The sequence below is a fragment of the Bradyrhizobium niftali genome (assembly GCF_004571025.1).
Classification (GTDB): Bacteria; Pseudomonadota; Alphaproteobacteria; order Rhizobiales; family Xanthobacteraceae; genus Bradyrhizobium; species Bradyrhizobium niftali.
On the sequence record NZ_SPQT01000020.1, the window covers coordinates 45586 to 71723 of the forward strand.

General features: G+C 64.9%; 26 protein-coding genes and 1 pseudogene. 15 read left to right on the forward strand and 12 right to left on the reverse strand.

Going from position 1 to position 26138, the window contains the following annotated elements; translation table 11 throughout:
- Positions 1 to 62 precede the first annotated feature (62 nt).
- The 3 genes from E4K65_RS29355 to E4K65_RS29365 all read left to right on the forward strand — a co-directional run bounded on the left by E4K65_RS29355 (position 63) and on the right by E4K65_RS29365 (position 2540).
- Positions 63 to 269 (forward strand): hypothetical protein, encoded by a 207-nt coding sequence (locus tag E4K65_RS29355; RefSeq protein WP_027544890.1) that lies wholly within the window; start codon positions 63 to 65, stop codon positions 267 to 269.
- Positions 270 to 515: 246 nt separating this feature from the next.
- Positions 516 to 1610 (forward strand): copper-containing nitrite reductase, encoded by a 1095-nt coding sequence (gene nirK, locus E4K65_RS29360; RefSeq protein WP_135177103.1) that lies wholly within the window; start codon positions 516 to 518, stop codon positions 1608 to 1610.
- Between the two features lie 54 nt (positions 1611 to 1664).
- Positions 1665 to 2540: an SUMF1/EgtB/PvdO family nonheme iron enzyme gene (locus tag E4K65_RS29365; protein WP_135177104.1), complete on the forward strand. Its 876-nt coding sequence runs from the start codon at positions 1665 to 1667 to the stop codon at positions 2538 to 2540.
- Between the two features lie 135 nt (positions 2541 to 2675).
- Here the strand turns inward: E4K65_RS29365 and E4K65_RS29370 are convergent, their stop codons facing one another.
- Genes E4K65_RS29370 through E4K65_RS29380 form a run of 3 tightly spaced genes read right to left on the reverse strand, consistent with a single transcriptional unit; the run spans position 2676 to position 4708 of the window.
- Positions 2676 to 3311 (reverse strand): GNAT family N-acetyltransferase, encoded by a 636-nt coding sequence (locus E4K65_RS29370; RefSeq protein ID WP_135177105.1) that lies wholly within the window; start codon positions 3309 to 3311, stop codon positions 2676 to 2678.
- A 22-nt stretch (positions 3312 to 3333) separates the two neighbouring features.
- Positions 3334 to 3984, reverse strand: coding sequence for a 3-oxoacid CoA-transferase subunit B (locus E4K65_RS29375; RefSeq protein WP_027545524.1), 651 nt, complete (start codon positions 3982 to 3984; stop codon positions 3334 to 3336).
- A gap of 16 nt (positions 3985 to 4000) precedes the next feature.
- Complete coding sequence (locus tag E4K65_RS29380; protein ID WP_011089830.1) at positions 4001 to 4708, reverse strand: CoA transferase subunit A; 708 nt, start codon at positions 4706 to 4708, stop codon at positions 4001 to 4003.
- A 287-nt stretch (positions 4709 to 4995) separates the two neighbouring features.
- Here E4K65_RS29380 and E4K65_RS29385 point away from each other — a divergent pair, with 287 nt between their 5' ends.
- The 4 genes from E4K65_RS29385 to E4K65_RS29400 all read left to right on the forward strand — a co-directional run bounded on the left by E4K65_RS29385 (position 4996) and on the right by E4K65_RS29400 (position 10333).
- Positions 4996 to 6924 carry an AsmA family protein gene (locus tag E4K65_RS29385; RefSeq protein WP_167771263.1) on the forward strand — a complete coding sequence of 643 codons (1929 nt, stop codon included), beginning with the start codon at positions 4996 to 4998 and terminating at the stop codon, positions 6922 to 6924.
- A 207-nt stretch (positions 6925 to 7131) separates the two neighbouring features.
- The gene (locus tag E4K65_RS29390) at positions 7132 to 8517 is read left to right on the forward strand and encodes an ABC transporter substrate-binding protein (protein WP_135177107.1); all 1386 of its coding nucleotides are present in this window, start codon (positions 7132 to 7134) and stop codon (positions 8515 to 8517) included.
- A gap of 95 nt (positions 8518 to 8612) precedes the next feature.
- Positions 8613 to 9485 carry a carbohydrate ABC transporter permease gene (locus E4K65_RS29395; protein WP_027545529.1) on the forward strand — a complete coding sequence of 291 codons (873 nt, stop codon included), beginning with the start codon at positions 8613 to 8615 and terminating at the stop codon, positions 9483 to 9485.
- Positions 9482 to 10333, forward strand: coding sequence for a carbohydrate ABC transporter permease (locus E4K65_RS29400; protein WP_135177108.1), 852 nt, complete (start codon positions 9482 to 9484; stop codon positions 10331 to 10333). The genes E4K65_RS29395 and E4K65_RS29400 overlap by 4 nt, the downstream gene beginning before the upstream one ends.
- 59 nt (positions 10334 to 10392) lie before the next feature.
- On the opposite strand, the pseudogene E4K65_RS29405 reads toward E4K65_RS29400, so the two are convergent.
- From E4K65_RS29405 to E4K65_RS29435, 6 genes and pseudogenes are all read right to left on the reverse strand, one after another.
- Positions 10393 to 11265 (reverse strand): annotated as a pseudogene (locus tag E4K65_RS29405) (methyl-accepting chemotaxis protein); the annotation flags it as partial.
- A gap of 64 nt (positions 11266 to 11329) precedes the next feature.
- Positions 11330 to 12142 carry an ABC transporter permease gene (locus E4K65_RS29410; RefSeq protein ID WP_135177109.1) on the reverse strand — a complete coding sequence of 271 codons (813 nt, stop codon included), beginning with the start codon at positions 12140 to 12142 and terminating at the stop codon, positions 11330 to 11332.
- A 4-nt stretch (positions 12143 to 12146) separates the two neighbouring features.
- On the reverse strand, positions 12147 to 13061 hold the full coding sequence (locus tag E4K65_RS29415; RefSeq protein WP_135177110.1) for an ABC transporter permease: 915 nt from the start codon (positions 13059 to 13061) through the stop codon (positions 12147 to 12149).
- Entirely contained in the window at positions 13058 to 14230 is a 1173-nt protein-coding gene (locus tag E4K65_RS29420) for an ABC transporter ATP-binding protein (RefSeq protein ID WP_135177200.1), read from the reverse strand. The genes E4K65_RS29415 and E4K65_RS29420 overlap by 4 nt, the downstream gene beginning before the upstream one ends.
- 30 nt (positions 14231 to 14260) lie before the next feature.
- Positions 14261 to 15760 (reverse strand): glycerol-3-phosphate dehydrogenase, encoded by a 1500-nt coding sequence (locus tag E4K65_RS29425; RefSeq protein ID WP_135177111.1) that lies wholly within the window; start codon positions 15758 to 15760, stop codon positions 14261 to 14263.
- Between the two features lie 141 nt (positions 15761 to 15901).
- Positions 15902 to 18589 carry a sensor domain-containing protein gene (locus tag E4K65_RS29435; protein ID WP_135177113.1) on the reverse strand — a complete coding sequence of 896 codons (2688 nt, stop codon included), beginning with the start codon at positions 18587 to 18589 and terminating at the stop codon, positions 15902 to 15904.
- 202 nt (positions 18590 to 18791) lie between these two features.
- Here E4K65_RS29435 and E4K65_RS29440 point away from each other — a divergent pair, with 202 nt between their 5' ends.
- The gene (locus E4K65_RS29440; protein ID WP_135177114.1) at positions 18792 to 19895 is read left to right on the forward strand and encodes an NAD(P)/FAD-dependent oxidoreductase; all 1104 of its coding nucleotides are present in this window, start codon (positions 18792 to 18794) and stop codon (positions 19893 to 19895) included.
- Between the two features lie 112 nt (positions 19896 to 20007).
- On the opposite strand, the gene E4K65_RS29445 is transcribed toward E4K65_RS29440, so the two are convergent.
- Complete coding sequence (locus E4K65_RS29445; RefSeq protein WP_027545540.1) at positions 20008 to 20190, reverse strand: YdcH family protein; 183 nt, start codon at positions 20188 to 20190, stop codon at positions 20008 to 20010.
- Between the two features lie 330 nt (positions 20191 to 20520).
- On the opposite strand from E4K65_RS29445, the gene E4K65_RS29455 reads away from it, so the two are divergent.
- The 3 genes from E4K65_RS29455 to E4K65_RS29465 all read left to right on the forward strand — a co-directional run bounded on the left by E4K65_RS29455 (position 20521) and on the right by E4K65_RS29465 (position 21354).
- Positions 20521 to 20727: a YdcH family protein gene (locus E4K65_RS29455; protein ID WP_135177116.1), complete on the forward strand. Its 207-nt coding sequence runs from the start codon at positions 20521 to 20523 to the stop codon at positions 20725 to 20727.
- A 140-nt stretch (positions 20728 to 20867) separates the two neighbouring features.
- Complete coding sequence (locus tag E4K65_RS29460) at positions 20868 to 21080, forward strand: hypothetical protein (RefSeq protein ID WP_027545542.1); 213 nt, start codon at positions 20868 to 20870, stop codon at positions 21078 to 21080.
- Positions 21081 to 21102: 22 nt separating this feature from the next.
- A complete protein-coding gene (locus tag E4K65_RS29465; protein ID WP_135177117.1) occupies positions 21103 to 21354 on the forward strand; it encodes a hypothetical protein in 252 nt (83 codons plus the stop codon).
- Positions 21355 to 21356: 2 nt separating this feature from the next.
- On the opposite strand, the gene E4K65_RS29470 is transcribed toward E4K65_RS29465, so the two are convergent.
- On the reverse strand, positions 21357 to 22079 hold the full coding sequence (locus tag E4K65_RS29470) for a GGDEF domain-containing protein (RefSeq protein WP_167771254.1): 723 nt from the start codon (positions 22077 to 22079) through the stop codon (positions 21357 to 21359).
- A gap of 142 nt (positions 22080 to 22221) precedes the next feature.
- Between E4K65_RS29470 and purE the strand changes: the two genes are divergently transcribed.
- Together purE and E4K65_RS29480 are read left to right on the forward strand one after the other, a co-directional pair.
- Positions 22222 to 22710: a 5-(carboxyamino)imidazole ribonucleotide mutase gene (purE, locus tag E4K65_RS29475; protein WP_011089851.1), complete on the forward strand. Its 489-nt coding sequence runs from the start codon at positions 22222 to 22224 to the stop codon at positions 22708 to 22710.
- Positions 22707 to 23813: a 5-(carboxyamino)imidazole ribonucleotide synthase gene (locus tag E4K65_RS29480; protein WP_135177119.1), complete on the forward strand. Its 1107-nt coding sequence runs from the start codon at positions 22707 to 22709 to the stop codon at positions 23811 to 23813. The genes purE and E4K65_RS29480 overlap by 4 nt, the downstream gene beginning before the upstream one ends.
- A gap of 97 nt (positions 23814 to 23910) precedes the next feature.
- Here the strand turns inward: E4K65_RS29480 and aqpZ are convergent, their stop codons facing one another.
- Complete coding sequence (gene aqpZ / locus E4K65_RS29485; protein ID WP_135177120.1) at positions 23911 to 24633, reverse strand: aquaporin Z; 723 nt, start codon at positions 24631 to 24633, stop codon at positions 23911 to 23913.
- Positions 24634 to 24894: 261 nt separating this feature from the next.
- On the opposite strand from aqpZ, the gene rpsU reads away from it, so the two are divergent.
- Together rpsU and E4K65_RS29495 are read left to right on the forward strand one after the other, a co-directional pair.
- Complete coding sequence (gene rpsU, locus E4K65_RS29490) at positions 24895 to 25191, forward strand: 30S ribosomal protein S21 (RefSeq protein ID WP_027545547.1); 297 nt, start codon at positions 24895 to 24897, stop codon at positions 25189 to 25191.
- 216 nt (positions 25192 to 25407) lie between these two features.
- Entirely contained in the window at positions 25408 to 26058 is a 651-nt protein-coding gene (locus E4K65_RS29495) for a tetratricopeptide repeat protein (RefSeq protein WP_135177121.1), read from the forward strand.
- Positions 26059 to 26138 lie beyond the last annotated feature (80 nt).

Genomic DNA, 26138 nt, shown 5'->3' on the forward strand with positions numbered 1-26138 from the left:
CAAAGTCCGAGCCCGGATTGGGACGATGATGACGTTTAATCCTTGCTCCCTGGAGATAGGCCATGGCGTCGTTCGCGCTCGATCTCGTTCTCTGGTTCACCGGCGTTCGCGGCCATATTCCGCGCTTCGACGATTTTCGTCCCGTCCCCTCCGCGCCCCCGGTCGGCGCGGGCCATCTCGTGCGCGTGCTGACGATCATGGCCACCGTCTTTGCCGCGCTGTCGCTCGCGGTCTGGGGCACTGTCTGGATCGCGATACAGTTGCTCTAGTTCGGCGCATCCATACGTTCACGATCAACCGCAACCGAACATGCGAACGAGTTGCCGCTGGCGCAACCGATGCCGTGCCATGTGCCGTCGTGCCGCTCACATCGTCGATGCTGCCTTCGGCATACCTCCTGGGGAATTTCACGGAGGCGAATCCGGCCAAAGCTTGTCGCAGCGCAAACACGCTTGCCGCAACAGGCGCACACTGCATCCGTCATCAAAACCCTTTCAGATGAAGGATGCTTTACGATGTTCACCCGCAGAGCCGCATTGATCAGCGCCGCCGCGACCGCCCTGATGCTGGCGACCCCCGCCCTGGCTGCCGAGGATCTCAAACTGCCGCGTCAAAAGGTCGAGCTGGTCGCTCCGCCGTTCGTGCATGCGCACGAGCAGGCGACCAGGCAGGGCCCGAAGATCGTGGAGTTCAAGCTCACGATCGAGGAGAAGAAGGTCGTCATCGACGAGAAGGGCACCACCTTCCAGGCAATGACCTTCAACGGCTCGATGCCGGGCCCGCTGATGGTCGTGCATGAGGGCGACTACGTCGAAACGACGCTGATCAATCCCGCGACCAACACCATGCCGCACAACATCGACTTCCACTCCGCGACCGGCGCGCTCGGCGGCGGCGCGCTCACCCTGATCAATCCCGGCGAGCAGGTCGTGCTGCGCTGGAAGGCGACCAAGACCGGCGTGTTCGTCTATCACTGCGCGCCCGGTGGCCCGATGATCCCCTGGCACGTCGTCTCCGGCATGAACGGTGCCGTGATGGTGCTGCCGCGCGACGGACTGAACGACGGCAAGGGCCACGCGCTGAAATACGACAAGGTCTACTATATCGGCGAGCAGGACATGTATGTGCCGCGCGACGAGAAGGGCAATTTCAAGTCCTACGACTCGCCGGGCGAAGCCTTCACCGACACCGAAGAGGTGATGAAGAAGCTGATCCCGTCCCACGTCGTGTTCAACGGCAGGGCCGGCGCCCTCACCGGCAAGAATGCGCTCACCGCCAATGTCGGCGAGAACGTGCTGATCGTGCATTCGCAGGCCAATCGCGACAGCCGTCCACATCTGATCGGCGGCCATGGCGACTATGTCTGGGAGACCGGCAAATTCGGCAATGCACCCGAGGTCGGGCTGGAGACCTGGTTCATCCGCGGCGGCTCGGCGGGAGCGGCGCTGTACAAGTTCATGCAGCCCGGCATCTACGCCTATGTCACGCACAATCTGATCGAGGCCGCCGACCTCGGCGCCACCGCGCACTTCAAGGTCGAAGGCAAGTGGAACGACGATCTGATGACCCAGGTGAAGGCGCCTGCGGAAATACCGGCCAACACCAACTAGACGCGACAAGGGGCCGGTGATCACCGGCCCCTTCTTCCTTTCGGGGAGACGACGATGCTGCTCGCATTCAAGCTGAAACTGCTACTGGCTTGCGCGGCCGGGCTCGCAGGGCCGATCGCGGTGGCGCCGCTGGTCTCGGACATGGCGGTCCGCGGCACGGCGGAGCCTGCGATCATCAAGATCGCGCCGGGCAGCCTGTCCTACCGCGAGGCCGGCGATTTCACGCGTGGCTGGCAGCAGGCGGAAGCGCCGCTACGCGCGATGCGGTTCACCAGGCCGCTGCACGTCATGCGGCATCAGGTCTCGTCATCCGACTACCAGCTTTGTGTGCAGGACGGCGCCTGCCGTGCGCTCGATCGCGACGTGGCGATCGCCACCGATCGCCCCGCGGTGCAGGTGAGCTGGCACGATGCGCAGGCCTATGCGGGCTGGCTCTCGCACAAGACCGGCAAGACGTGGCGCCTGCCGAGCGACGCGGAATGGGCGTTTGCGGCGGGCTCGCGATTCAAGGACGATGGCGCGCCGGTGGACGCGAACGATCCCTCGAAGCGCTGGATCAGCCGCTATGAGCGGGAATCCGAACGCGACCTCTCCGACACGACGGCCTATGCGTTCGGCAAGTTCGGCGCGAACGAGCACGGCATCGAAGATCTCGCCGGCAACGTCTGGGAGTGGACCTCGACCTGTTTCGTGCGCTCGCGGACCGACGAGGCCGGCAATGCCGGCAAACCGACTGTGAATTGCGGCGTGCGTATCGCCGAGGGCGCGCACCGCGCCTATGTCACCGATTTCATCCGCGACGCCCGCGCCGGCGGTTGCGCGCAAGGCGTGCCGCCCGCCAATCTCGGCTTCCGCCTGGTGCGCGAGGAGCCGTCGTGGGTCGCGAGCGTGTCGGCGCGGTGGAGCAAGACGTGGGCGGCGAGGTCGTGATCGCGTAGCCCGCACGCACATGCCACACCCGCGGTGTCATCGCCCGACTTGATCGGGCGATCCAGTACTCCGATGCGCAGTGATAGAACCGAGGAACCGCAGCGTGACAGCGTCAAATGCGGCAACCAAGTTTGCTCAAATCGCGCGCGCAAACATGCGAAAGCCCGGCGCGCCGATGATCGCCTCGAAGGCGGGATCGCGCTTCTCATCGGCGAAGACAAAACCGGCCTTGGCGTAGGCGCGTTCTGCCGGCTCGTTGCCGATCAGGAACGATATCGTCGCCCGGGTAAATCCGGCCGTTCGCCCCTTATCCAGTGCGTGCGCGATCAGCGACTGCACGAGGCCACGACCGCCATAGGCGGGATCGGTCGCGACGTGCTCGATCATCCAATCGCCCTCGCCGCCCTGAACCCAGCAGGCGCGCGTGTAGGCGCCGCGGCGACGGATGGCTTCCAACTCTGGCGCGGCAAGCCCGGTCGCGGCACCGGCCTCTTCGATGGCACGCCAGGCCGCAGGTCCCGTGCCGGCCGCCGGCAGTGCGCACAACGCGGCAGCAGGCTTGCCGTCGACCTCGGCGATCAGGAATTGCGAGACATGCCACATCGACACCGCGTGCGCGGCCGTGATGCGCGCGATGAAATCGCGGCACTGCGCGTCTGGCCAGCCGAGCGCGATGTCGAACCAGCCGCGCGGCCGGTAGCCACGCTGCGATGACAGGATGGTTTGTACGATGAAACCGGCGTCTTCGGGACGCGCAGACCGTATCGTCATGCGCGCCCCCGTTGCGACGACCTTACGTGTTCTTCAGCGCGACGCGGAATTCGGCTTCGGTCTTGGCCTTGACCTCGTCGAGCGTCACGCCGTCGGCGAGCTCGATCAGCGCCATGCCGCCGTCGCCGTGCTTGTCGATGGTGAAGACGGCAAGATCCGTGACGACCATGTCGACCACGCGCTCGCCGGTCAGCGGCAGATTGCACTTCTTCAGGAGCTTCGAGCCGTCCTTGGCCGAATGCTCCATCACCACGACGACGCGCTTGACGCCGGCGACGAGGTCCATCGCGCCGCCCATGCCCTTGACCATCTTGCCGGGAATCATCCAGTTGGCGAGATCGCCGTTCTGGGCCACCTGCATGGCGCCGAGGATCGACAGGTCCATGTGGCCGCCGCGGATCATGCCGAAGGAATCCGCGCTCGAGAAATACGAGGTCGAGGGCAGCTCGCTCACGGTCTGCTTGCCGGCATTGATGAGGTCGGCATCCACCTCGTCCTCATAGGGGAACGGTCCCATGCCGAGCATGCCGTTCTCGCTCTGGAGGCTGACATCGACCCCGTCGGGGATGAAGTTCGAGACCAGCGTCGGGATGCCGATGCCGAGATTGACGTAGTAGCCGTCACGCAGTTCCTTGGCGGCGCGCGCAGCCATCTGTTCACGGGTCCAGGCCATGTGAGTCTCCTGACGCTTAAGCGGCGGTGCGCGGGCGGGTGTTGCGGAATTCGATGCGCTTCTTGGCCGTGCCGACCTCGACGATGCGCTTCACGAAAATGCCGGGCGTGTGGATGTGGTCGGGATTGAGTTCACCGGCCGGAACCAGATGCTCGACCTCGGCCACCGTGATCTTGGCGGCGGTCGCCATCATCGGGTTAAAGTTGCGCGCGGTCTTGCGGTAGATGAGGTTGCCGGCGGTGTCGCCCTTCCAGGCGTGCACGATGGCGAGGTCGGCGAACAGGCCGCGCTCCATCAGGTACTTCTCGCCGTCGAATTCCTTCACTTCCTTGCCTTCGGCGATCAGCGTGCCGACGCCGGTCTTGGTGTAGAAGGCCGGGATCCCGGCGCCGCCGGCGCGGATGCGCTCGGCCAGCGTGCCCTGCGGGTTGAATTCGAGTTCCAGCTCGCCGGCGAGGAATTGCTGGGCGAACAGCTTGTTCTCGCCGACATAGGACGAGATCATCTTCTTGATCTGCCGGGTTTCCAGGAGGCGGCTGAGCCCGATGCCGTCGACGCCGGCATTGTTGGAGACGACCGTCAGCCCCTTGACGCCAGACTCCCGGATCGCGTCCGACAGCTCCTCGGCAATGCCGCAGAGGCCGAAGCCGCCCGACATGATCATCATGTTGTCTTTCAGAATGCCGTCGAGCGCCGACTTGGCGTCGGGATAGACCTTGTTCATGCAAAAAACCTCGACTGAACCTTCGGCTTGCGGGCGTCGCGCCTTATTGGCGGCGATTATTAGGCGAAATCGTCCGAAGCCGTCAATGATACGGGGTTCTCCGCACCGCGGGGCGGTGGTAGAAGCTGCCCACGCCGTGGGCAAGACCGCCCGCGGCCTTGAAAGCGACAAGAAAACCCATCAAGTTGCGGCACTTAACCTAACAGGACTTGGGCGTGGGGCGCGCGGGTTTCCCGGCCCGCCCTTCTGGCTCCAACGACCAACCCGATCAGGACATGCCATTGACCATGGCCCAAGGAATGAAGCGCCTCGGGACGCCGATCGCGGCGCTGCTCGGCGTTGCGCTGATCGCCCTGATCGCGACCTCCTGGCTCATCAACCGCGACGCGCTGCGCAAGGCCGTGGAAGCGCAGATCCGCGATGTCACCGGGCTCGAGCTCAATGTCGCAGGCGCCATCGACATTTCGTTGCTGCCGGCGAGCTACATCTCCTTCCATGACGTCGGCCTGAAGGGCGGCGGCACCAGCGATCCCGCGCTCCGTGTCGACGTGCTCACCGCCAATCTGCGGCTGCTGCCGCTGCTGCTGCAACGGTTCGAGATCGCCGACCTGACGCTGCTGCGGCCGCGCATCCATGTCAGCCTGAGGCCGGACGGCGAGAGCAACTGGACGCCCTTCATCCAGACCATTGCGCGCACCATGAAGCCCGGCGCCGAAAACCAGGTCTCGTTCTCCGAGATCCGGATCCAGGACGGCGTGCTCAATTACGAGGACGCCGCCACGCACGCCACCGAGCAGTTCGACGACATCGACCTGTCGCTGGCCTGGCCCTCGATCTCGCGCTCCTTCGCCGCGACCGGCCAGTTCGACTGGCGCGGCGAACGCGTCGACGGCTCGATCAGCTTCGCCGATTTCGTCGCCGCCCTCTCCGGCGATCGTTCCGGCCTGAAGGCGCGGATCGCCAGCGCCCCGCTCAAGCTCGCCTTCGACGGCAGCGTCGCCAACCGCACCAGCCCGATGATGGAAGGCACGCTCACGATCGACAGCCCGTCCTTGCGCAACGCGCTGCGCTGGACCGGCCAGCCGCAGCCCGCCAGCGGTGGCTTCGGCCGTTTCGCACTGAAGGCGCGCGCCAATGTCGTCGGCGCCTCGATCGCGCTCACCAACGTCAATGTCGAGCTCGACGGCAATGCCGCCGAGGGCGTCATGACCTACGCTAACAACGGCCGGCAGACGCTCCAGGCGACGCTCGCCGCCGACACGCTCGACTTCACACCCTATATTTCGACCTTCCGCCTGCTCGCGAGCGGCGCGCGCGACTGGAACAGGCAGCTGTTCGATCTCAACGGGCTCTCGACCACCGACCTCGACATGCGCCTGTCGGCGGCGCGGCTGACGGTCGGACCGTCGAAGCTCGGCCGCACCGCGATCGGCGCCAGTTTGCGCAACGGCACGCTGGCGCTCTCGGTGGGCGAGGCCCAGATCTATGGCGGCATCGCCAAGGGCTCGTTCGGCATCGCGCGCGCCGACACCGTCGCCGACATCAAGGCGCAATTCCAGTTCACCGACGTCGACCTCCAGGCCTGCGCCTCCGAACTGTTCGGCCTCAACAAACTGTCCGGCCGCGGCAACATCAACGTCTCCCTCGTTGCCTCCGGCTCGAGCCCGTTCGGCCTCGTACAGTCGCTCGACGGCAGCGCCACCGTCACCGGGCATGACGGCGCGATCTCGGGCTTCAACGCCGAACAGCTCCTGAAGCGGCTGGAGCGCCGGCCGCTGTCCGGCGGCGGCAATTTCCGCAACGGCTCGACGCCTTACGACAATCTCACCATCGCGGTGAAATTCTCAGACGGGGTCGCCACCGCCGAGGACATCCGCGTCGAAGGGCCGGCGGCGAAGATCACGATGACCGGCACCGCCTCGGTGCCGACGCGCGAATACGACATGAAGGGCGTGGCCAGCCTCAACAGCGCCTCGGGCTTCGAATTGCCCTTCGTGGTGCAGGGTCCCTGGGATGATCCCCTGATCTTCCCCGATCCGGAAAGCCTGATCCGCCGCTCGCCGGCCTCCGCACCCCTGCTCGACATGCTCAAGGACCGCAAGGCGGGCGACGCCGTGCGCTCCGCGATCGAGCGCATCACCGGCGGCGGCAAGCGTCCCGCCCCGGCAGACTCGCCGACGGCGGAGAACGCCAAAGAAAACGCGAAGTCGAACTGAGGACCGCGATCGAACGGCGGTGTCCGACCATTGCGAATTGATCCGGCCGAATTGATGCGGCGATTGGATCGATGCGCACGTTAATCATCTCCACAGGCCCCGTCCCCACGACCTAGGTCTGACAACATGCCGCTAGATCGGCTGACGGCCATGCGCTAGTGTTTTATACGACCGGTTAAAAACACCGGCCGTTTGAGGGAGAAAAACGTGAGATCCAAGGTTATTGGCGCAGTCACACTCGCGGTCGCTGCGGCGGGGCTGTTCGCAGCCGCTGCACCCGCATTTGCGCAGCAGAAGACGATTACGGTCTGGTGGGGCAAGGGATTTTATCGGTCCGAAGACGACGCGCTCATCGAGACGATCAAGAAGTTCGAGGCCAAGACCGGCATCAAGGTCGAATTGTCGCAGTACGCGATCCAGGACATGATTCCGAAGACGGTCGCCGCGCTCGATTCGGGCACCGTGCCGGACGTTGCCTATGCCGACACCTACGACGTGCAGGTGCAGGGCAAATGGGCCTATGAGGGCAAGCTCGAGGACCTCACCGACATCATGGAGCCGATCAAGGATCGGTTCGTGCAGAACACGCTGGATGCGTCGATCCTCTATAACGACGTCACCAAGAAGAAGGCCTATTACGGCTTCCCGCTGAAGCAGCAGAGCATGCACGTCCAGATCTGGAACGACATGCTGGACAAGGCCGGCTTCAAGCAGAGCGACATCCCGAACGACTGGGAAGGCTACTGGACGTTCTGGTGCGACAAGGTGCAGCCCGCGATCCGCAAGGCCACCGGTCAGCGCATCTACGCCGTCGGCCAGCCGATGGGTGTGGAATCCACCGACGCCTTCCAGTCGTTCTACACCTTCATGGACGCCTACCACGTCAGGCTGGTCGACGACGACGGCAAGCTGCTGGTCGACGATCCCAAGGTCCGCGAGAACCTGATCAAGGCGATGAAGGACTACACCGACACCTACATCAAGGGCTGCACCCCGCCCTCCTCCACAACCTGGAAGGATCCGGACAACAACGTCGCATTCCACAACAAGACCATCGTGATGACCCACAACTTCACGATCTCGATCGCGGCGAAATGGTTCGAGGACTCCAACAACCAGACGCTGACGCCCGAACAGCGCGCGGCCGGCAAGAAGGCGTATGAGGAAGACATCATCACCGCCTCCTTCCCGAAGGCGCCGGACGGCACGACGATCCGCTACCGCTCCGACGTCAAGACCGGGCTGGTCTTCAACGTGGCCAAGAACAAGCCTGAGGCCAAGCAGTTCATCGCCTTCCTGCTCCAGGAAGAGAACGTCCGGCCCTATATCGAGGGTGCGCTTGGCCGCTGGTTCCCGGTGACCAAGGAAAGCCAGGAAAGCCCGTTCTGGCAGGCCGACCGGCATCGCAAGGCGGTCTATGCGCAGTTCAAGGGCGGCACCGCCGCGTTCGACTTCACCAAGAACTGGAAGTTCACCATCCTGAACAACGAAAACGTCTGGGCCAAGGCGATGAACCGCGTGGTCAGCGAGAAGGTGCCGGTGGACAAGGCGGTCGACGAGCTGATCGCCCGCATCAAGCAGGTCGCGGGCTAAATCACCCTTCCCCTCTCCCCGCTTTGCGGGGAGAGGTATAAGAACAACACCGGCCGCGTTTCGCGGCCGGCATCTCTTTGAAGAGTTCGAAAAGAATGGCGATCACGCTCTCTGGCGATCAGGCAATCCCCGCGCCGCCCTTGTCGTCGCGGCTGACCCCGGCGCAGGTCTGGGGCATCGTGCTGCTCGCGCCCTATCTGCTGGTTTTCCTCGCCTTCGTCGTCTATCCCGTCTGCTACGGGCTGTGGCTGGCGCGGGCGCCGGCGAACTATGTCGCGCTCTACAACGACCCGATCTTCGCGCGCGCCGCTGTCAACACGCTGATCTTCCTGGTCATCGGCATCAACATCAAGATGCTGATCGCGCTGTTCCTGTCCGGCTTCTTCGCCCAGCAGCGCACCTGGATCAAATGGCTCTCGGTGATCTTCATCCTGCCCTGGGCGGTGCCGTCGATCCCGACCATCCTGTCGGTGCGTTTCATGCTCAATCCCGAATGGGGCGTGATCAACCACCTCATCTTCTCGTTCACCGGTGACGACGGCCCGAACTGGCTGAACGACCCGACGGTGGCGCTGACCATGGCGATCGGCGTCCACATCTGGAAATCGCTGCCGTTCTGGACGCTGATCCTGATCACCGGACGCCTTGCGATACCGCACGATCTGTTCGAGGCCGCCGAGGTGGATGGCGCGAGCTGGTGGCAGAAGTTCCGCTTCATCACCTGGCCGTCGATGCAGACGCTCTATGTCACCTGCACGCTGCTCTCGATGATCTGGACGCTAGGGGACTTCAACAGCGTCTATCTGCTCACTGGCGGCGGCCCGGCCGACCTGACGCATGTGCTGTCGACGCTCGGCATCCGCTATCTCCGGCTCGACCAGCTCTCGCTGGCGATGGCTTCCATCGTCGTCGCGATGCCACTGGTGCTGCCGCTGGTCTATTTCATGATGAAACGGTTGTCGCGATGAAGCTTCCCACCCTCCGCGAAATTGGCAACGAGGCCAAGCTGCTGCTGATCGGCATCCCGGTCTTCATCTGGACCATGATTCCGATCTACCACATGTTCCTGTTCGCGATCTCACCGAAGGAGGACGCGTTCTCGGGCAAGCTGTGGCCGGATCATCCGACGCTGCACAACTTCCACATTGTGTTCTACCAGGAGCACTATTTCCTGCGCGACTTCTGGATTCAGTTCTGGAATTCGACCGTGATCGCGCTGGCCGCAGGCGGGCTGACCTTGTTCATCGCGACCGCCGCCGCATTCTCGATCTCGCGGCTCAAGGTGCCGGGCGGCCGCTGGGTGATGAACCTGGCGCTGTTCACCTATTTCATCCCGGCGGCGTTCCTCGCCGTGCCGATGTACCGCACCATGGGCAATTACGGCCTCCTGAATAATCACTGGTCGCTGATCCTGGCCATGGTGACGATCGCCTCGCCTTACGCGATCTGGGTGCTTAAACAGGCGTCCGACAAGCTGCCGGTCGAGCTCGACGAGGCCGCCGTGATGGACGGCGCGACCACGCTGCAGCTGTTCCGCCTGGTCTATCTGCCGCTGATGATGCCGTCGCTGGTCGCGATCGGCACTTATGCGGTGCTGCTCGCCTGGAACGAGTATCTCTACGCATTCCTCCTGCTCTCCAAGGACACCAACATTACGCTGCCCGTGGCCCTCGGCAACTTCCTCGCCGCCGACGACTCGCCGTGGGAGCTCTTGATGACCACCGGCTTCATCTACGCGCTGCCGCCAGCCGCGGTCTATTACGCCTTCAAGCGCTACATGGTGGGCGGGCTCACGGCGGGTGCGGTGAAGTCCTGAATGTCAGATGCGCGCTTCCCGCGGTGCGCCCGTAGAAGGGCAGCCGCGGGGAGATGCTCTCACCCCGCCTTGCGCACGGTCTGCAAGAACTCTGCGACATCTTTCTTGAGCGCACGTGCCTGATCCTGCAAGGCCGAGGCGGTCGTGAGTGCGGCTTCGGCGCCGGCATCGGTCTCGCCGGCGACGGTGCGGACGGCGCCGATCTGGTCGGTCACGGCCGATGTCCCGTTCGCGGCCTGCTCGACATTGCGCGCGATCTCGCTGGTTGCCGCTCCCTGCTCCTCGACGGCTGAGGCAATCGTCGTCGCGATCTCCGTCATCTCGGCGATGGTTCTGCCGATCTGGCCGATCGCAGCGACCGACTGTCCGGTCGAGCCCTGTATCTCGGCAACGAGCCCCGCGATCTCCTCGGTGGCGCGCGCGGTCTGGGTTGCGAGGCTCTTCACTTCGTTGGCGACCACGGCAAAGCCCTTGCCGGCATCCCCGGCCCGCGCCGACTCGATCGTGGCATTGAGGGCCAGGAGGTTGGTCTGGCTCGCGATCGCCTGGATCAGCTGTACCACCGTCCCGATCCGCTCGGCAGAATCCGACAGTGCGCGCATCAGCGCCTCGGTCCGCGACGCTTCACCCTTTGCCTGATCCGACACCGATACGGAGCGCGAGACCTGGCTCGAAATCTCTTTGATCGAGGCGGCGAGTTGATGCGTCGCCGCCGCAACGGTCTGCACATTCGAGGATGCCTGGGCCGATGTCGCGGCGACCTGCTCGGCAAGCGAGCGACCCCGCTCCGCGATGCGAGCAAGACTTCCGGCGCTCCGCCCCATCTCTTCGGCACGACTCGAGACGCCGCCAATGACGCCCTCCATGCCGCGATCGAAGCGGTCGGCGAGCTGCGCCATCATCGCCGCGCGTTCCGTCTCGGCTGCGGCACGCTATATGAATTGTTAACCTAGATTCCGGGCAGGGCCCGGGCGCCATACACGACACGTCGGATGGCTACAACGGCGCCGCGCTCTCGCCCTGCGAGCTCGACAGTTTCGAGGCGAGCGAGGCGATGACGATGACGACCGCGATCAGGGCGATCACCAGCGTGCAGATGGCGTTGATCTCGGGCTTCACGCCCAGCCGCACCTCCGAATAGATCCGGATCGGCAGGGTCGCCGAACCCGGCCCGGTGGTGAAGCTCGCGATCACGAGATCATCGAGCGACAGCGTGAAGGCGAGCATCCAGCCGGCGACGATCGCGGGCGCGATCAACGGCAGCGTAACGGCGACGAACGCGCGCACCGGGTTGCAGCCGAGGTCCATCGCAGCCTCCTCCAGCGAGCGGTCGAGCGAGCCGAGGCGGGACTGCACGACCACGGCGACGAAGCACATCGTCAGCGTCGTATGGGCGATCGTCACTGTCCAGAAGCCGCGCTCGGCGTTCAGCGCCACGAACAGGAGCAGCAGCGACAATCCGGTGATCACCTCCGGCATCACCAGCGGCGCATAGAGCATGCCGGAGAACAGCGTCCGGCCGCGAAACCTCTCGCCGCGCGACAGCGCCACCGCGGCGAGCGTGCCGAGCAGCGTGGCGATGGTCGCGGAGGAGGCCGCGACCCGCAGGCTCATCCAGGCCGCCTCGATCATCGCGCGATCATTGAAGAACTCGTGATACCAGCGCAGCGACCAGCCGCCCCACACCGTCACCAGCCGCGAGGCGTTGAAGGAATAGATGACGAGGATCAGGATCGGCAGATAGAGGAATGCCAGCCCCAGCGCGAGCGAGGCGACATTGAAGCGGGACAGGCGAGAGACCTTGCGCATCGGCTCACCGTCCCTGTTCCAGTTGCCGCTTCTGGAGCCGTTCGTACAGCAACAGCGGCACCAGCAGCACCACCAGCAGCACGATGGCTGCGGCGGACGCGACCGGCCAGTCCTTGTTGGTGAAGAATTCGAGCCACAGGGTCTGGCCGATCATCAGCGAATTGGAGCCGGCCAGGAGGTCGGGGATCACGAACTCGCCGACGATGGGGATGAAGCACAAGAGCACGCCGGCGCCGACGCCGGGCAGCGACAGCGGGAAGGTGACGAGCCAGAACACCTGCCAGGGCGGCGCGCCGAGATCGGAGGCCGCCTCCTCCAGCGCCGGCTCCATCTTGGCGAGCGTCGCATAGAGCGGCAGGATCATGAACGGAAGATAAGAGTAGACGATGCCGATATACATCGCGGTATCGGTGGAGAGCCACACCACCGGCTGGCTGACCAGATGCAGCGCGAGCAGGATCTGATTGAGCAGGCCGTCGTGCTGAAGGATGTTGATCCAGGCATAGATGCGGATCAGGAACGAGGTCCAGAACGGCACGATCACCAGTACCATCGCCACCGCCTGCCAGCGCTTCGGCAACCGCGCCATGCCATAGGCGATGGGATAGCCGATCAGGAGCAGCAGTGCCGTCGCCGTGACCGCGACGGTGAGGCTGCGCACATAGGCGTACACATAGATGTCATCGGAGCCGAGCAGCCTGAAATTGTCGAACGACAGCGCGGCAAAGGCCACCTTGACCGATTCCCACCCCGCCGTCAGGTCGAACACCGGCTCGTAAGGCGGCTGCGCGATCGCGGTCTGCGACAGGCTGATCTTCAGTACGAAGCCGAACGGCACCAGGAAGAACAGCACCATCCAGATATAGGGGGCGATCGCGGCAAAGCGCGCCGGTCGCGCGAAGATGCGGCGGGAGCTCATGACGGCAGCACCATACAGTCGTCGGGCGTGAACCAGGCGACGACGTTCTGGTTCACGCTGTAGGCGTCGACGTCGAGGCGCGCGCTGTTGGCGACGGACGCCTGCACGATCCCGCCGGTGTCGAGCTTCACCTTGTAGGTGGTGGTGCCGCCGAGATAGCAGATGTCCGCGATCACGCCGTCCAGCCGGTTGATTGCCGTTTCACGGCCGGCCTCGCTCACCGGGCCGCGGCGCGACAGCTTGACCTTCTCGGGACGGATCGCGACCGACAATTTTCCCGCGCCGACCGGCTCGCGCGGCTCGGCCACCACCAGCGTCCCCGCATCACGCGTGCCGATGACCAGACGATGGCCGTCGCGCAATCTGGACTCGGCGTCGAACAGATTGACGTCGCCGACGAACTCCGCGATCCAGCGCGAGCGCGGCGCCTCGTAGAGCTCGCGGGGGCCAGCGACCTGGGCCAGCTTGCCGGCCTTCATCACGCCGATCCGGCTCGCCATCGTCATCGCCTCCTCCTGATCGTGGGTGACGATGACGAAGGTCATGCCGAGCCGGCGCTGGAGCTCCATCAGTTCGCCTTGCGTGCTCTCGCGCAGCTTCTTGTCCAGCGCTGCAAGGGGCTCGTCGAGCAGCAGCAGTTGCGGGCGGCGTGCCAAAGCGCGGGCCAGCGCCACGCGCTGGCGCTGGCCGCCGGAGAGCTGGTCGGGCTTGCGCTTCTCGAGCCCCTCGAGCTTCACCAGCGCGACCATCTCCGCGACGCGCGTGGCGATGTCGGCACGCGCCATGCCGGCACGCTTCAGGCCGAAGGCGATGTTGTCGCGCACCGACAGATGTGGAAACAGCGCGTAGTTCTGGAACATCATGTTGATCGGGCGCTCGTGCGGCAGCGCCTGCGCGATGTCCTTGCCGCCGAGCAGGATGCGCCCCTCGTCCGGCGCCTCGAAGCCGGCGAGCATGCGCAGAAGCGTGGTCTTGCCGCAGCCGCTCGGGCCAAGCAGGGCAAAGAACTCGCCGGCCTTGATGTCGAGTGACACGCCGTCCACGGCCCGGAACGTCCCGAACGTCTTGGCGACGCCCTCAATGCGCAGCAAAGGCTGACCCGCTACGGGAAATGCATCTCCGGCGGCCGTATCGGCCGCGACGTCCGTTCCGGGCAACTCTTCCGCCATGGTCCCTGCCAACCCCGATTCCGCAGCACGCTAGCGGCCGATCGGCCTTTGCTCAACCGGTTCGGGGCGATCGTTCACATCCGCCATGAACGCGGCCAGCGCGTCGCGGTCCGCTGCCGGCATGGTCAGACCGAGCTTGGAGCGGCGCCACAAGACGTCCTCGGGGAAGCGCGCCCATTCATGGCCCATCAGATAGCGCACCTCGGCGCCGGTCAGTTCGGGGCCGAAGGCGGGACCGAGTTCGTCACGACTCTTTGCCTCGCCGAGCACCATCGGCAGTCGCGAGCCATAGGCCGCGACCAGGCGCTGGGCCTCCGGCTCCGAGAGAAAGCGCCAGCGGTCGCGCGCGAGGTCGACTTCAGTATCGAAACGGTCCCAGGCGAAATCGCCGCCGGGCAGCGCTGCCCCGGCGGTCCAGCGCGGCGACATCGGATAGAACGGCGTCAGCCGTGTCACCGCCCGCTCCGCGCGCAGGCGCGAGGTGGTGACATCACCGCCGAACAGCGTGATCAGCGGCGCCTTGCGCCGGCGCGCATGGAACAGCGTCGTGCCGTCGCGTCCCCGCGCGGACGCCAGCGTCAGGTTGACGCCCGAGACCGTGCGGACCACGTCGGTCGGGGCGACGCGCTCGCGGAAATAGCGGCTGGCCGCTTCGCAGAGATAGCTGACGTCAGCGCCCGCCATAGCGACGATCGCGGGATCTCCGGTGAAAGCGTGGGTGACCGTGCCGATCAGCGTGAAGTCGCGCGCGAGGGGCCGCGCGAAGATCAGCCGTCCATCATTGTTCTGGAAGACGTAGACGTTCCCGGAATCGAACAGCCGCGGCACGATGATCTGGCTCATCTGCATGGCGGCCATGGCGGGCAGCGGCTGCCGCAGCACGGTGTCCGCCACCATCGACGTCCATCCGCCGGTGGCGTTGGCCAGCGCCCGGGCCGTGATAGCGCGGCGGTGGCCGCGATCGACCACCGCAAGGCGCCATGTGTCGGTTCTGTCAGCGCGGACGCAGCGCGCGCCGGTCCGGATCGTGGCACCACGTTCGGCGGCATCCAGCGCCGTGAGCACCACCAGGCGGCAATCATCGACGACGCAGTCAGAATATTCGAACGCCGTGCCGAACGGGCGCTTCAGTGCGTTGCCGACCGGATGATGCGTGATGTCGAGGGTCGCTGATGGCGGCAGGCCGCCCCGGTTCGTGAGGCCGTCATAAACATACAGGCCGGCCCGCAGCAGCCATGGCGGACGCTCCTCGGAATGGGCGGGGATCACGAAACGCATCGGCCGGACCAGATGCGGCGCGATCCGGAGCCAGGTGCGGCGCTCGGCCAGCGCCCGGCGCACCCGCCAGAACCCGCGGCGCTCCAGCACCGACAGATCGCCATGGATCAGCCGCGGTGTCGCCGACGAAGCGGCACCGCCGAGATCGCCCTGTTCGAACAGAATGACCCGCAGGCCGCGGCCGGCCGCATCGCGCGCGAGGCTGACACCGTTCAGGCCGCCGCCGATGATCGCAAGGTCGTAATCCGCCATGAAGCCGTCGAGAAGGAGCGAAGCGAAGCGCTCTCATCACTAGAGCCATTTCCGTTCCGATGGTATCGGAACGCGGCTCCGGATTCCTGTTTTGACGCGTTTTCTTGACGCGAGCCGGTTTCCACTTCGCTCGAAAACGCTCTAGCCGGTCTTGAGCGCGAGCTCCATGGCTTCGGCGCGGCCGACGAGGCCGGCATACTTCCCGATCGGCAGTGGTTTGCCGAGCAGATAGCCCTGCACGCCGTCACAGCCCTCCTTGGCGAGGAAGGCCAGCTGGTCGAGCGTCTCGACGCCCTCGGCGATGATGGACATTTCGAGGCCGTGGCCGAGATCGATCACGGCGCGCACGATCGCCGCCGATTGCGGGTTGCGGCCGAGATTGATGATGAAGGCGCGGTCGATCTTGATCTTGTCGAACGGGAACGCCTGGAGATAGCTCAGCGAGGAATAACCGCTGCCGAAATCGTCCATGGAGATGCGCACGCCGAGCGCCTTCAGCCGGCGCAGCAGCGCCAGGCCCCGGTCGAAATCCTCGATCAGCACGCCCTCGGTGATCTCCAGCTCGAGCCGGCCGGGCGCCAGCCCCGTCTCGATCAGGATCGAATGGACCAGCCCGACCACGTCGCCGTGCATGAACTGCGCCGGCGACAAATTGACCGCGACCTGGAGCGGCTTGGGCCAGGACGCCGCCTCGCGGCAAGCCTCGCGCAGGATCCACTCGCCCATCTCGACGATCAGGCCGCTTTCCTCGGCGATCGGGATGAATTCGGCCGGCGAGACCTGGCCGCGCACCGGATGCTGCCAGCGCGCCAGCGCCTCGAAGCCGATGATCTCGCTCTCGGCGACGCTATGGCCGGCGGCCCCCTGCGGCTGGAACGCGAGCGAGAGCTCGCCGTTCTTGATCGCCATCGACAGGTCCTGATGCAGCACGCGGCGATCGCGGATCTGCTGGTCCATCTCCGGCTGGTAGAGGCTGATCGTACCGCGCGATTTCTGCTTGGCGCGGAACAGCGCCGCACCGGCATTGGCGAGCAGCGAGGCGCCGTCGGCGCCATTGTGCGGGAAGATCGACATGCCGGTGGTGACGCCGGCGCGGACCGGCCGGCCATCGATCTGGAATTCCCGCGCGACCGCTTCGCCGAGCTGCTGCGCCAGCGCAAGACCCGCCTCCGGCTGCTTGCCGTCGATGATCAGGCCGAACTCGTCGCCGGACAGGCGCGCCACCACGCCGCCGCGCGCGGAATCCTGGAGCCGCTGGGCGACCTCGACCAGGAGCTTGTCGCCGAGTGCATGGCCAAAGACGTCGTTGACCTCCTTGAGGCCGTCGAGGTCGACGCAGAGGACGGCGAACTCCTCGCCGGTGCCTTCGCAGGCCTCGATCATCTGGGTCAGCGCCTGCAGGAAGGCGGCGCGGTTCGGCAGATCGGTGAGGCCGTCGTGATAGGCCATGTGCGCCATGCGCGACTCGGTCTGCCGGCGGTCGGTGACGTCTTCGTGGGTCTTGATCAGATATTGCGGCTCGCCGGCGTCGCTGAGCACGGTGGCGCGCCGGGTCAGGAACAGGCGCAGGCCGTCCTTGGTGGAGATCGGATGCTCCTCGGTGATCGTCCCGCGCTTCTTGATCGCAGCCTCGTCGCGCGCGATGATCAGCTTGGCTTCCTTGGGATTGAAGATGTCGGACGCGGTCAGGCCCGTGGCTTCCTCGCGCCTGCGGTTGAGGATCGTCTCGGCGCTGCGGTTGGCGAGCAGATAGCGGCCGTCCTTGACCTGCTCGACGATCAGCGCCACCGGGATGTTGTCGACGACGAGCTCGAGGAATTTCTTGGTGCTCTCCAGCTCCTGCGACAGCGAGCGGCGGTCGGTGATGTCCTCGAACACGATCAGCAGGAATTCGGGCTTGTTGTTCTCGTTGCGGACCGTGATCCGGATCGAGGCCACCATGCGCCGCGCGCCGCTGCGGTCGACCTCGAACTCGTTGCGGAACTGGCCGTCCGGCGAATTGAGCGCTGCCCGGTCGGCCGTCTCGATGGCGGCCACGGAGACGGGGGCAAACAACTCGCGCGCGTTCTTGCCGACGACCTGGTCCCGCGTGAAACCCCAGAACCGCTCATAGGCGCTGTTGGCGAAGATGTAGCAGCCGTCGTCGATGTTCTTCGCGGCGACGCAGGCCGGCACATTGTCCAGCACCGTTTCCAGAAACTGCTTGGTCGAGGCGAGTTGCCGCGACAGCCTGCGCTCCTCGCTGACGTCGAGATGCGTCGCCACCGAGCCGCCGTTCGGCAGCACGAAATATTTCACCAGGATGGCCCGGCCATCAGGCAGTTCGGTGTTCAGACCGTTGCCGCCTGCCGCCTTCTCATAGAACTCCTTGTCGGAGACGCCACCGAGGACCCCGCGCTTGCGCCGCAGCTCGAGGATGTCGTGGCCGTTCATGTTGGCCCACAGATCCGACCGTGACAGGCCATAGATCTCGAGATAGCGGTCGTTGCAGAAGATGACGCGCCGCTGCGCATCGGTCATCACCACGCCCTGGTTGAGATTGTTCATGGCGGAGGAGACGAAGGCGTTGCGCCGCAGCTGCGACCGCCTGGTCCGGCGCAGCGCGGAGTGGATCCACAACGCGATTGCCACCAGGAACGCGCAGACGACGATGCCCCCGATCAGGGCTTCCCAGATCAGGTTGGGATCGAGGTTGTCGAGCGAGCTCGGCGGAGCGAAGCTGTCCGACAGCGCAAAGGCACGCGCAGGCGCGACCGTGCCGATCAGGCACACGACGGCCTGCACAGCAATCGGCATCGTGCTGTCCGCGTGCCAGTTCTTCTCAGCCATCAGCCACCCGCGATTTCAACGTCGGATTGTCTGGCTTCACGGGTTTGGATCGGGTAAACGCCTGTACGCGCAACAAAAAAATGTGACGTGAAATACGGCAATTGCCCTGACATGATAAATGGCTCCTTAACGGAAAATGACCCCGCGCCGTCGTTCCCGGGCTTGATGCCACCGGCGCTTCCAGCGGACCTCCAGCACAACCATGGATAGGGTCGACTGCATCGTCATCGGAGCCGGCGTGGTCGGGCTCGCGGTGGCTCGAAAGCTGGCCCAGGCCGGGCGCGAGGTCATCGTGCTCGAGGAGGCCGAGGCCATCGGCACCATCACCTCCTCGCGCAACAGCGAGGTGATCCATGCCGGCATCTACTACCGCGCCGGGAGCTGGATGGCGCGCATGTGCGTCAGCGGCAAGCACGCGCTCTACCGATACTGCGGCGAGCGCGGCATCCCGCATAAGAATTGCGGCAAGCTGATCGTCGCGACCAATGCGAAGGAAACCGAGAAGCTGCAATCGATCAAGGCGCACGCCGAGGCCAATGGCGTGCTCGACATGCAGTTGCTCACCGGTGAGGCCGCACGCGCGCTGGAGCCGGCGCTCGCCTGCGACGCCGCGCTGCTCTCGCCATCGACCGGCATCATCGACAGCCACGCCTACATGCTCTCGCTGCGCGGTGAGGCCGAGGAAGCCGGCGCGGCCTTCGCGTTTCACACCCCGCTGATCCGCGCCAAGGCGGCCGCCGGCGTGATCGAGGTCGAGGCCGGCGGCGAGGCACCGATGGCGCTGCAATGCGGCCTGCTCGTCAACGCTGCGGGCCTCGCGGCGACAACAGTGGCGCGCAACATCGACGGCATGCCGCTGGACCGGATTCCGCGGGCCTATCTCGCCAAGGGAAATTACTTCAGCTGCAATGCCAAGGCGCCGTTCTCGCACCTGATCTATCCGGTGCCCGAGCCCGGCGGCCTCGGCGTACATCTGACGCTGGACATGGCAGGGCAGGCGCGCTTTGGCCCTGACGTCGAGTGGATCGAGACGATCAACTACGAGGTCGATCCGTCACGCGCCGATCGCTTCTATCCGGCAATCCGGAGATACTGGCCGACGCTGCCTGACGGCGCGTTGATGCCGAGCTATTCGGGCATCCGCCCGAAGATCGTGCCGCCGGCGGTCGCCACGCAGGATTTCCTGATGCAGGGCCCGCGCGATCACGGCGTCGCAGGCCTGATCAACCTGTTCGGTATCGAATCGCCGGGACTGACCTCCTCGCTCGCGATCGCGGATCACGTCGCCGAGCTCGCAGGAATCTAGGCGCCGCGCAAATGTCCTTGCGCGGCTTCGCACCTTCCAACAGGGATGAGCGCAACAGCGCTCACCCCTGCCTGAAAGGGTGCGATCAAACTTTGCACTGTTACGGGGTTTACTAGTGAAGCGTGTCGCTAGTTTGCTTCAGACGCTCGATCTGGTCCTTGACCATCAACTTCCGGCGCTTCAACTCAACAATTTGCAGGTCGTCTGTTGAAAGGTGCACGAGAGCTTCGTGCAATTCGTTTTCGAGAGTTTTGTGCTTCCGTTCCAATTCAACCAGATGTGCCTGAATTGTCATTCGAAACCTCCTCGGTAGGGGTGACCTTGGATTCGATCCGGACGAGCAAGTGTACATCACCGATTCGTTCTGTCGATGGATATCCGTCGTCGCAATGTCATTTTTGAAAATTCATATGTAACGAAGCGTGAGTAAGGAACCACGCTGGGAAAAATCCATGATATCAATGTGCTTGCGTAGCGCCGCAGCGAACCGTTGAAAATATCTCGCGAGAGATTCGGTGCGCGACGGCCCGAGATCGCTTGCGGTCACGGCGCGCAAGGACGATAATTTCCACAGGGCATCCACAGCCTTAAATCTCACGCTATCGGTTTTTCGGCCACCGCAGACATGACCCATGAAGACGAGCGCGAACTCGAAACCGAGCTCGCCCGGTTGCAGCAGGAACACCGAGATCTCGATGCCGCGATCGATGCGCTGCATCAATCGCCTGCCCCCGACCTATTGCGGTTACAGCGGCTGAAGAAGCGCAAGCTGTTGTTGCGCGACCGCATCGCCTTCATCGAAGACCAGATCACGCCCGACATCATCGCCTGATCCCCAGCGGGCTTTTCGAGGCAGGGCGCCGCGGGTGAATCCGCTTGACTCCAAAAGAACAAAATAGGAACATTTCAGCATCCAACGCCCCCCAGGAAACGCCCAGAGAAGCGCCCAAGGAACCAGCAAGGACAAAGCAGATGTCGGCAACCGCCCTTTTGGACAACAGCCATTATGAACAGGCCTGCGATCAGGCGATCGCGATGTGCGACGGCAATCTGCGCAGCACCATCAAGGCGCTGATCATGGCCAACGAATATCTGGAGGCGGAGCTCGAGGAATTGCAGGCGGCGATTTCAGCCGGCTGCATTCCGGAGACCTCTCGCAGCAAGGCGCGGAGCAGCGCCGCCTGATGTTGATGACCGGAGCAACGCCATGTCGGACGTCACCTACTACGTTGCAATGCCCTTCCTGATCGGTGACGACGGATCACCGGTCGCGGGCGCCGCGGAGGAATGTCAGTCCTCGACGGCCGCGCTGCGGCGCGCCGAGATTCTGGCGCGCGGCGCCGGCCACATCGGCGCGATCGCGTTTTGCCGCAGCGGTGATCCCATGACCGGCGAATTCGGCGACGCTACGCTGCTGCGCAAATTCGGCAACGTGCCGGAAGATCTGGCCACGTTGTAGAGTCAGTTGCTGACGAGCCTGATCCGCGGCTCGTGCCGCCGGCACGCCTTGCGCACATACATTGCGGCGTCCGCCTCCTCCAGGGCGCGGCCTGCGTCGGATTGCGCCCCCAGCAATGCGACGCCGGCAGAGGCGCCCGCGGTCACATGCTGGCCGTGGAAGACGAAGGATAGTTCGTCGATCGCCTGCTCGAGGACCGCGGCCTTCGCCTTGGCATCGGTCTCGTTGAGATTCCACAGCAGCAGCGCGAACTCGTCGCCGCCGAGCCGGCCGACCACGTCGGAGGCGCGGACCTGCCGCGTCAGCGCGCCGACGATCGCCTTGAGCACCTCGTCGCCGGCGGCGTGGCCGAAGGAATCGTTGATCGGCTTCAGCCGATCGACATCGAGCACGATCAGCGCGCCGCTGGCGTGATATCGCTTCATGTAGGCAATGGCGCGCGTGAGCTCGCGCTCGAAGCCGCGCCGGTTCGGAATCTCGAGCAGGAAATCGGTGTCGGCGGCGGCCTCGAGTTCGGCAACGCGCTGCAAGGCCTGCTTGAGCTTGGTCCGCAGGCCGCGGATGACCTTGGCACCGTCGTTGCCCCCATCATCGGCCGACGCCCCGCGCCGCGGCGCCTTGACCCCACGCCTGACTGAACGCTTGGGGGCGGCTTTGGATCGGCTGGCACTGGTCTTCCGGCCCTTTTTGGCCTTCGCAGCACTTGCCCTTTTTGGTTTCTTCATGGGCATCCTGCTCAATGAAGGCTTGCGGGGATTCACCAAGACAGGATAGTGCATTCCCTTCTCCTTGCCACCGCCTTGCGAGCCGCCGGCCGGAACCGTTAATCTGGCCTATGTTTCTGTTTTCCCGAGCACAATTAACGTCATGACCGCGCCGATCGCCATCATCATGGGAAGCCAGTCGGACTGGGACACGATGCGGCATGCCGCCGACACGCTTGAAGCGCTCGGCGTTGCCGCCGAGACCCGCATCGTTTCGGCCCACCGCACCCCCGACCGGCTGGTCGCTTTCGCCAAGGGCGCCAAGGCGGCTGGTTACAAGATCATCATCGCCGGCGCGGGCGGCGCTGCACATTTGCCGGGCATGGCGGCGGCGCTGACGGAACTCCCCGTCTTCGGCGTTCCCGTCGAATCGAAGACACTCAAGGGCGTCGATTCGCTCTATTCGATCGTGCAGATGCCCGCGGGCATCCCGGTCGGCACCCTTGCCATCGGCAAGGCCGGCGCGATCAACGCGGCGTTGCTTGCTGCCGCCGTGCTGGCATTGTCCGACCCGGCCTTGTCCGACCGCCTCGCCGCCTGGCGCAAGGCGCAGACCGAGGCGGTTGCCGAGCGCCCGGAGGACAAGGCGTGACTGACGCAAAGCAGGTGAAGCTGAAGCCCGGCGACACCATCGGAATCCTCGGCGGCGGACAATTGGGGCGGATGCTGGCGATGGCCGCGGCGCGGCTCGGCCTGCGCTGCCAGGTGTTCTCGCCCGATCCTGACTCGCCGGCCTTCGACGTCGTGCTGAACGCGACCTGCGCCGAATATGCCGACGTCGAGGCGCTCGAGCTGTTCGCCAACGACGTCGACGTCATCACCTACGAATTCGAGAACGTGCCGGCCGCGGCCGCGATGGTGTTGGATGCGCGCCGCCCCGTGCTGCCCAACCGCAAGATCCTGGAGACGACCCAGGACCGGCTCGCGGAGAAGGATTTCGTGACGCGGCTCGGCATCGGCACCGCAGCCTATGCCGATGTCACCTCCGTCTCCTCGTTGCGCGAGGCGATTGTGAGGATCGGTCTTCCGGCCGTGCTGAAGACCCGCCGCTTCGGCTATGACGGCAAGGGCCAGGCCATCATCCGCGAGGGCGACGACATCGCCAAGGTCTGGACCAGCCTCGCCACCAAATCGGCGATCCTCGAAGCATTCATCCCCTACGAGCGCGAGATCTCCGTGATTGCGGCGCGGTCGGCGACGGGCCAGGTCGAGTGCTTCGACGTCACCGAGAACGAGCACCGCGACCACATTCTGAAGATATCCCGCGCCCCCGCACTGATTCCGGATGCGCTCGCGGAAGAAGCGCGCAGCATCGCCGGCAAGATCGCCGGCGCGCTCGATTATGTCGGCGTGCTTGCGGTGGAAATGTTCGTGCTCGCCAACGGCACCGGGCCGAAGGTGCTGGTCAACGAGATCGCCCCGCGCGTGCACAATTCCGGGCACTGGACCCTCGACGGCGCCTCCATCTCGCAGTTCGAGCAGCACATCCGCGCCATCGCCGGCTGGCCGCTCGGCAAGCCGGTGCGCCACGGCGAGATCGTCACCATGACCAATCTGATCGGCGACGAGATCAACGATTACGAGAAGTGGCTGAGCGTTCCGGGCGCGACCATCCACATCTACGGCAAGGGCGGACCGCGCCCCGGCCGCAAGATGGGCCATGTCACCGAAGTCCGGCCGCCCCAGGAGAAGTGACGGGACCGCGGCAACCGCCGCGATTCCGCTTGCCGACTAGATTTGCTCTGACGCGTTTTCCTGACGCGAACCGGTATCGACTTCGCTCGAAAACGCTCTAGGCCGTCTTCACGCCTGCGACGACGCCGGCGGGCTCCTCGCTGAGCCAGCGATAGATCACCCCGCCAAGCGCGCCGCCGATCAGCGGCGCGACCCAGAACAGCCAGAGCTGCGCCAGCGCCCAGCCGCCGACGAACAGCGCGGGGCCCGTGCTGCGCGCCGGGTTCACCGACGTGTTGGTGACGGGAATGCTGACGAGATGGATCATCACTAGCGCGAGCCCGATCGCGAGCGGCGCGAAGCCCGCGGGCGCGCGACCGTGAGTTGCGCCCATGATGACGAACAGGAACATCATGGTCATCACCACCTCGGTGACGAAGCAGACCACCATGCTGTACTGACCGGGCGAATGCGCATCGTATCCGTTCGACGCGAAGCCCTTGGTGACGTCGAAGCCTGGGGCGCCGCTGGCGATGACGTAGAGCAGTTCGGCGGCAACGATCGCACCGCAGACCTGCGCGATCACGTAGGGCAGGATCTGGCCGGCCGGAAAGCGCCCGCCGGCGGCAAGGCCGACCGTGACGGCCGGATTGAGATGACAGCCCGAGATGTGACCGATCGCGTAGGCCATGGTGACGACGCTTAAGCCGAAAGCCAGGGACACGCCGACCAGGCCGATTCCGACCTGCGGGAAGCCGGCTGCGATCACCGCGCTGCCACAACCTGCGAATGTGAGCCAGAAGGTGCCGATGGCCTCGGCAGCATATTTCTTCATATCCATGTGTCGTCCCCTGATTTCAAAGTTTCCGGAGCAAAGCTCCGGTCACGGCCCCGTCAAGGACGCCAAATCTCCCAAATCGGGGCCGCACAGAGGTCTTTTCGCCTTATTTAATGGCTGAACTTGGCCCAAAACCCCGCTTGGCAGGTGGACATCCAGGGTTTTGTCTGATACATCCGCGCGCTCAAGGCTAAGGGCTTGTGCGTTTTGTCATCCCCTTTGACTTACCAGAATTCAAATCCTGTCCACTGAAGAGGATGCCGCGTGCAGGTTCTCGTTCGCGATAACAATGTCGATCAAGCCCTCAAGGCGCTGAAGAAGAAGATGCAGCGCGAGGGTATTTTCCGCGAGATGAAGCTCCGCGGTCACTACGAAAAGCCCTCCGAGAAGAAGGCTCGCGAAAAGGCCGAAGCCGTGCGCCGCGCGCGCAAGCTGGCCCGCAAGAAGCTCCAGCGTGAAGGCCTGCTGCCGATGAAGCCGAAGCCGGTGTTCGGCGCTGGCCCCGGTGGTGAGCGTGGCGGCCGTGGCGGCCCGGGTGCAGGTCCGCGCGGACCGCGCTGATTTGCCGAATTTTTAAGACCTCAGTTTTCGATAACGCGGGCCGCTGGCCCGCGTTATTGTTTGTGAGCGGTGCCTTTCTGGGACGGGGCACTACAGATGCGGCGCTAAAGCGCGATGAGGTTGGTCATCGCGCTTTAGATTGTTGTTTGAGCATGATCTTTTCGGAAAACCGCGGCACACTTTTCCGGATCATGCTCTAGCGCGAGCGAACCGTAGATGGCCTCCCCTTTCCCCGAGCGTGGCTTGGCGCGACTGCGCCAGATTTGGCGGCAGCCGTTCGCGCTGGCCTTGATGGGGATCGCACTGTGCGGCTGCTCCTTCGATCTGGGATCGCTGATGCCGGAGAAGGAAAAGCCGCAGGAGGCCCCCAAGCCGGCCGTCGCCACGGAGAGCGCGGTCAGCCCCGGCAACGTCACTGAGGCCCAGGCCCGCACCGCAAAGGCCCAGACCCTGGCCAAGTCAGGCGAGACGGCAGCAGCGCTGGACGAATTCAATCGCGCGGTCGGGCTGGATCCCTACAACGCGCAGGCGCTCTATGGCCGCGCGCTGATCTACCAGGGCAATAACGAGCACAATTTCGCCATCGCCGATTTCACCGCCGCGAGCGGGCTCAACCCGCAAAAGGCCGAGCCGCTGCTCGGCCGCGCCATCAGCCATCTCGCCCTCGGCAAGATCAAGGAGGCTGCGGCCGATCTCGACGAGGCTTCCGAGGCCGATCCGCACAATGCCCAGGTCTGGACCGCGCGGGGGCAGGCCTATGAGCGGCTGGGCGACAAGGCCAAGGCGGCGGCCTCCTACACCAAGGCGGTCGCACTTCGCCCACGCGACGATGCCGCCCGCAGCGGCCTCGCCCGCGTCGGCGGCTGACAAGCAGCCACAGCTTCGGTTCTGACTGGATCAGACCCGAAGCTGGGGGATCTCGGTTTGAGGGGTTTTCTTCACGCGGA

Excerpts from the sequence above, each read along its gene's own strand:
- E4K65_RS29355 (WP_027544890.1), top strand. The coding sequence starts at position 63 with ATGGCGTCGTTCGCGCTCGATCTCGTTCTCTGGTTCACCGGCGTTCGC.
- nirK (WP_135177103.1), top strand. The coding sequence starts at position 516 with ATGTTCACCCGCAGAGCCGCATTGATCAGCGCCGCCGCGACCGCCCTG.
- E4K65_RS29365 (WP_135177104.1), top strand. The coding sequence starts at position 1,665 with ATGCTGCTCGCATTCAAGCTGAAACTGCTACTGGCTTGCGCGGCCGGG.
- E4K65_RS29370 (WP_135177105.1), bottom strand. The coding sequence starts at position 3,311 with ATGACGATACGGTCTGCGCGTCCCGAAGACGCCGGTTTCATCGTACAA.
- E4K65_RS29375 (WP_027545524.1), bottom strand. The coding sequence starts at position 3,984 with ATGGCCTGGACCCGTGAACAGATGGCTGCGCGCGCCGCCAAGGAACTG.
- E4K65_RS29380 (WP_011089830.1), bottom strand. The coding sequence starts at position 4,708 with ATGAACAAGGTCTATCCCGACGCCAAGTCGGCGCTCGACGGCATTCTG.
- E4K65_RS29385 (WP_167771263.1), top strand. The coding sequence starts at position 4,996 with ATGGCCCAAGGAATGAAGCGCCTCGGGACGCCGATCGCGGCGCTGCTC.
- E4K65_RS29395 (WP_027545529.1), top strand. The coding sequence starts at position 8,613 with ATGGCGATCACGCTCTCTGGCGATCAGGCAATCCCCGCGCCGCCCTTG.
- E4K65_RS29400 (WP_135177108.1), top strand. The coding sequence starts at position 9,482 with ATGAAGCTTCCCACCCTCCGCGAAATTGGCAACGAGGCCAAGCTGCTG.
- E4K65_RS29410 (WP_135177109.1), bottom strand. The coding sequence starts at position 12,142 with ATGCGCAAGGTCTCTCGCCTGTCCCGCTTCAATGTCGCCTCGCTCGCG.
- E4K65_RS29415 (WP_135177110.1), bottom strand. The coding sequence starts at position 13,061 with ATGAGCTCCCGCCGCATCTTCGCGCGACCGGCGCGCTTTGCCGCGATC.
- E4K65_RS29420 (WP_135177200.1), bottom strand. The coding sequence starts at position 14,230 with ATGGCGGAAGAGTTGCCCGGAACGGACGTCGCGGCCGATACGGCCGCC.
- E4K65_RS29425 (WP_135177111.1), bottom strand. The coding sequence starts at position 15,760 with ATGGCGGATTACGACCTTGCGATCATCGGCGGCGGCCTGAACGGTGTC.
- E4K65_RS29435 (WP_135177113.1), bottom strand. The coding sequence starts at position 18,589 with ATGGCTGAGAAGAACTGGCACGCGGACAGCACGATGCCGATTGCTGTG.
- E4K65_RS29440 (WP_135177114.1), top strand. The coding sequence starts at position 18,792 with ATGGATAGGGTCGACTGCATCGTCATCGGAGCCGGCGTGGTCGGGCTC.
- E4K65_RS29445 (WP_027545540.1), bottom strand. The coding sequence starts at position 20,190 with ATGACAATTCAGGCACATCTGGTTGAATTGGAACGGAAGCACAAAACT.
- E4K65_RS29455 (WP_135177116.1), top strand. The coding sequence starts at position 20,521 with ATGACCCATGAAGACGAGCGCGAACTCGAAACCGAGCTCGCCCGGTTG.
- E4K65_RS29460 (WP_027545542.1), top strand. The coding sequence starts at position 20,868 with ATGTCGGCAACCGCCCTTTTGGACAACAGCCATTATGAACAGGCCTGC.
- E4K65_RS29465 (WP_135177117.1), top strand. The coding sequence starts at position 21,103 with ATGTCGGACGTCACCTACTACGTTGCAATGCCCTTCCTGATCGGTGAC.
- E4K65_RS29470 (WP_167771254.1), bottom strand. The coding sequence starts at position 22,079 with ATGAAGAAACCAAAAAGGGCAAGTGCTGCGAAGGCCAAAAAGGGCCGG.
- purE (WP_011089851.1), top strand. The coding sequence starts at position 22,222 with ATGACCGCGCCGATCGCCATCATCATGGGAAGCCAGTCGGACTGGGAC.
- aqpZ (WP_135177120.1), bottom strand. The coding sequence starts at position 24,633 with ATGGATATGAAGAAATATGCTGCCGAGGCCATCGGCACCTTCTGGCTC.
- E4K65_RS29495 (WP_135177121.1), top strand. The coding sequence starts at position 25,408 with ATGGCCTCCCCTTTCCCCGAGCGTGGCTTGGCGCGACTGCGCCAGATT.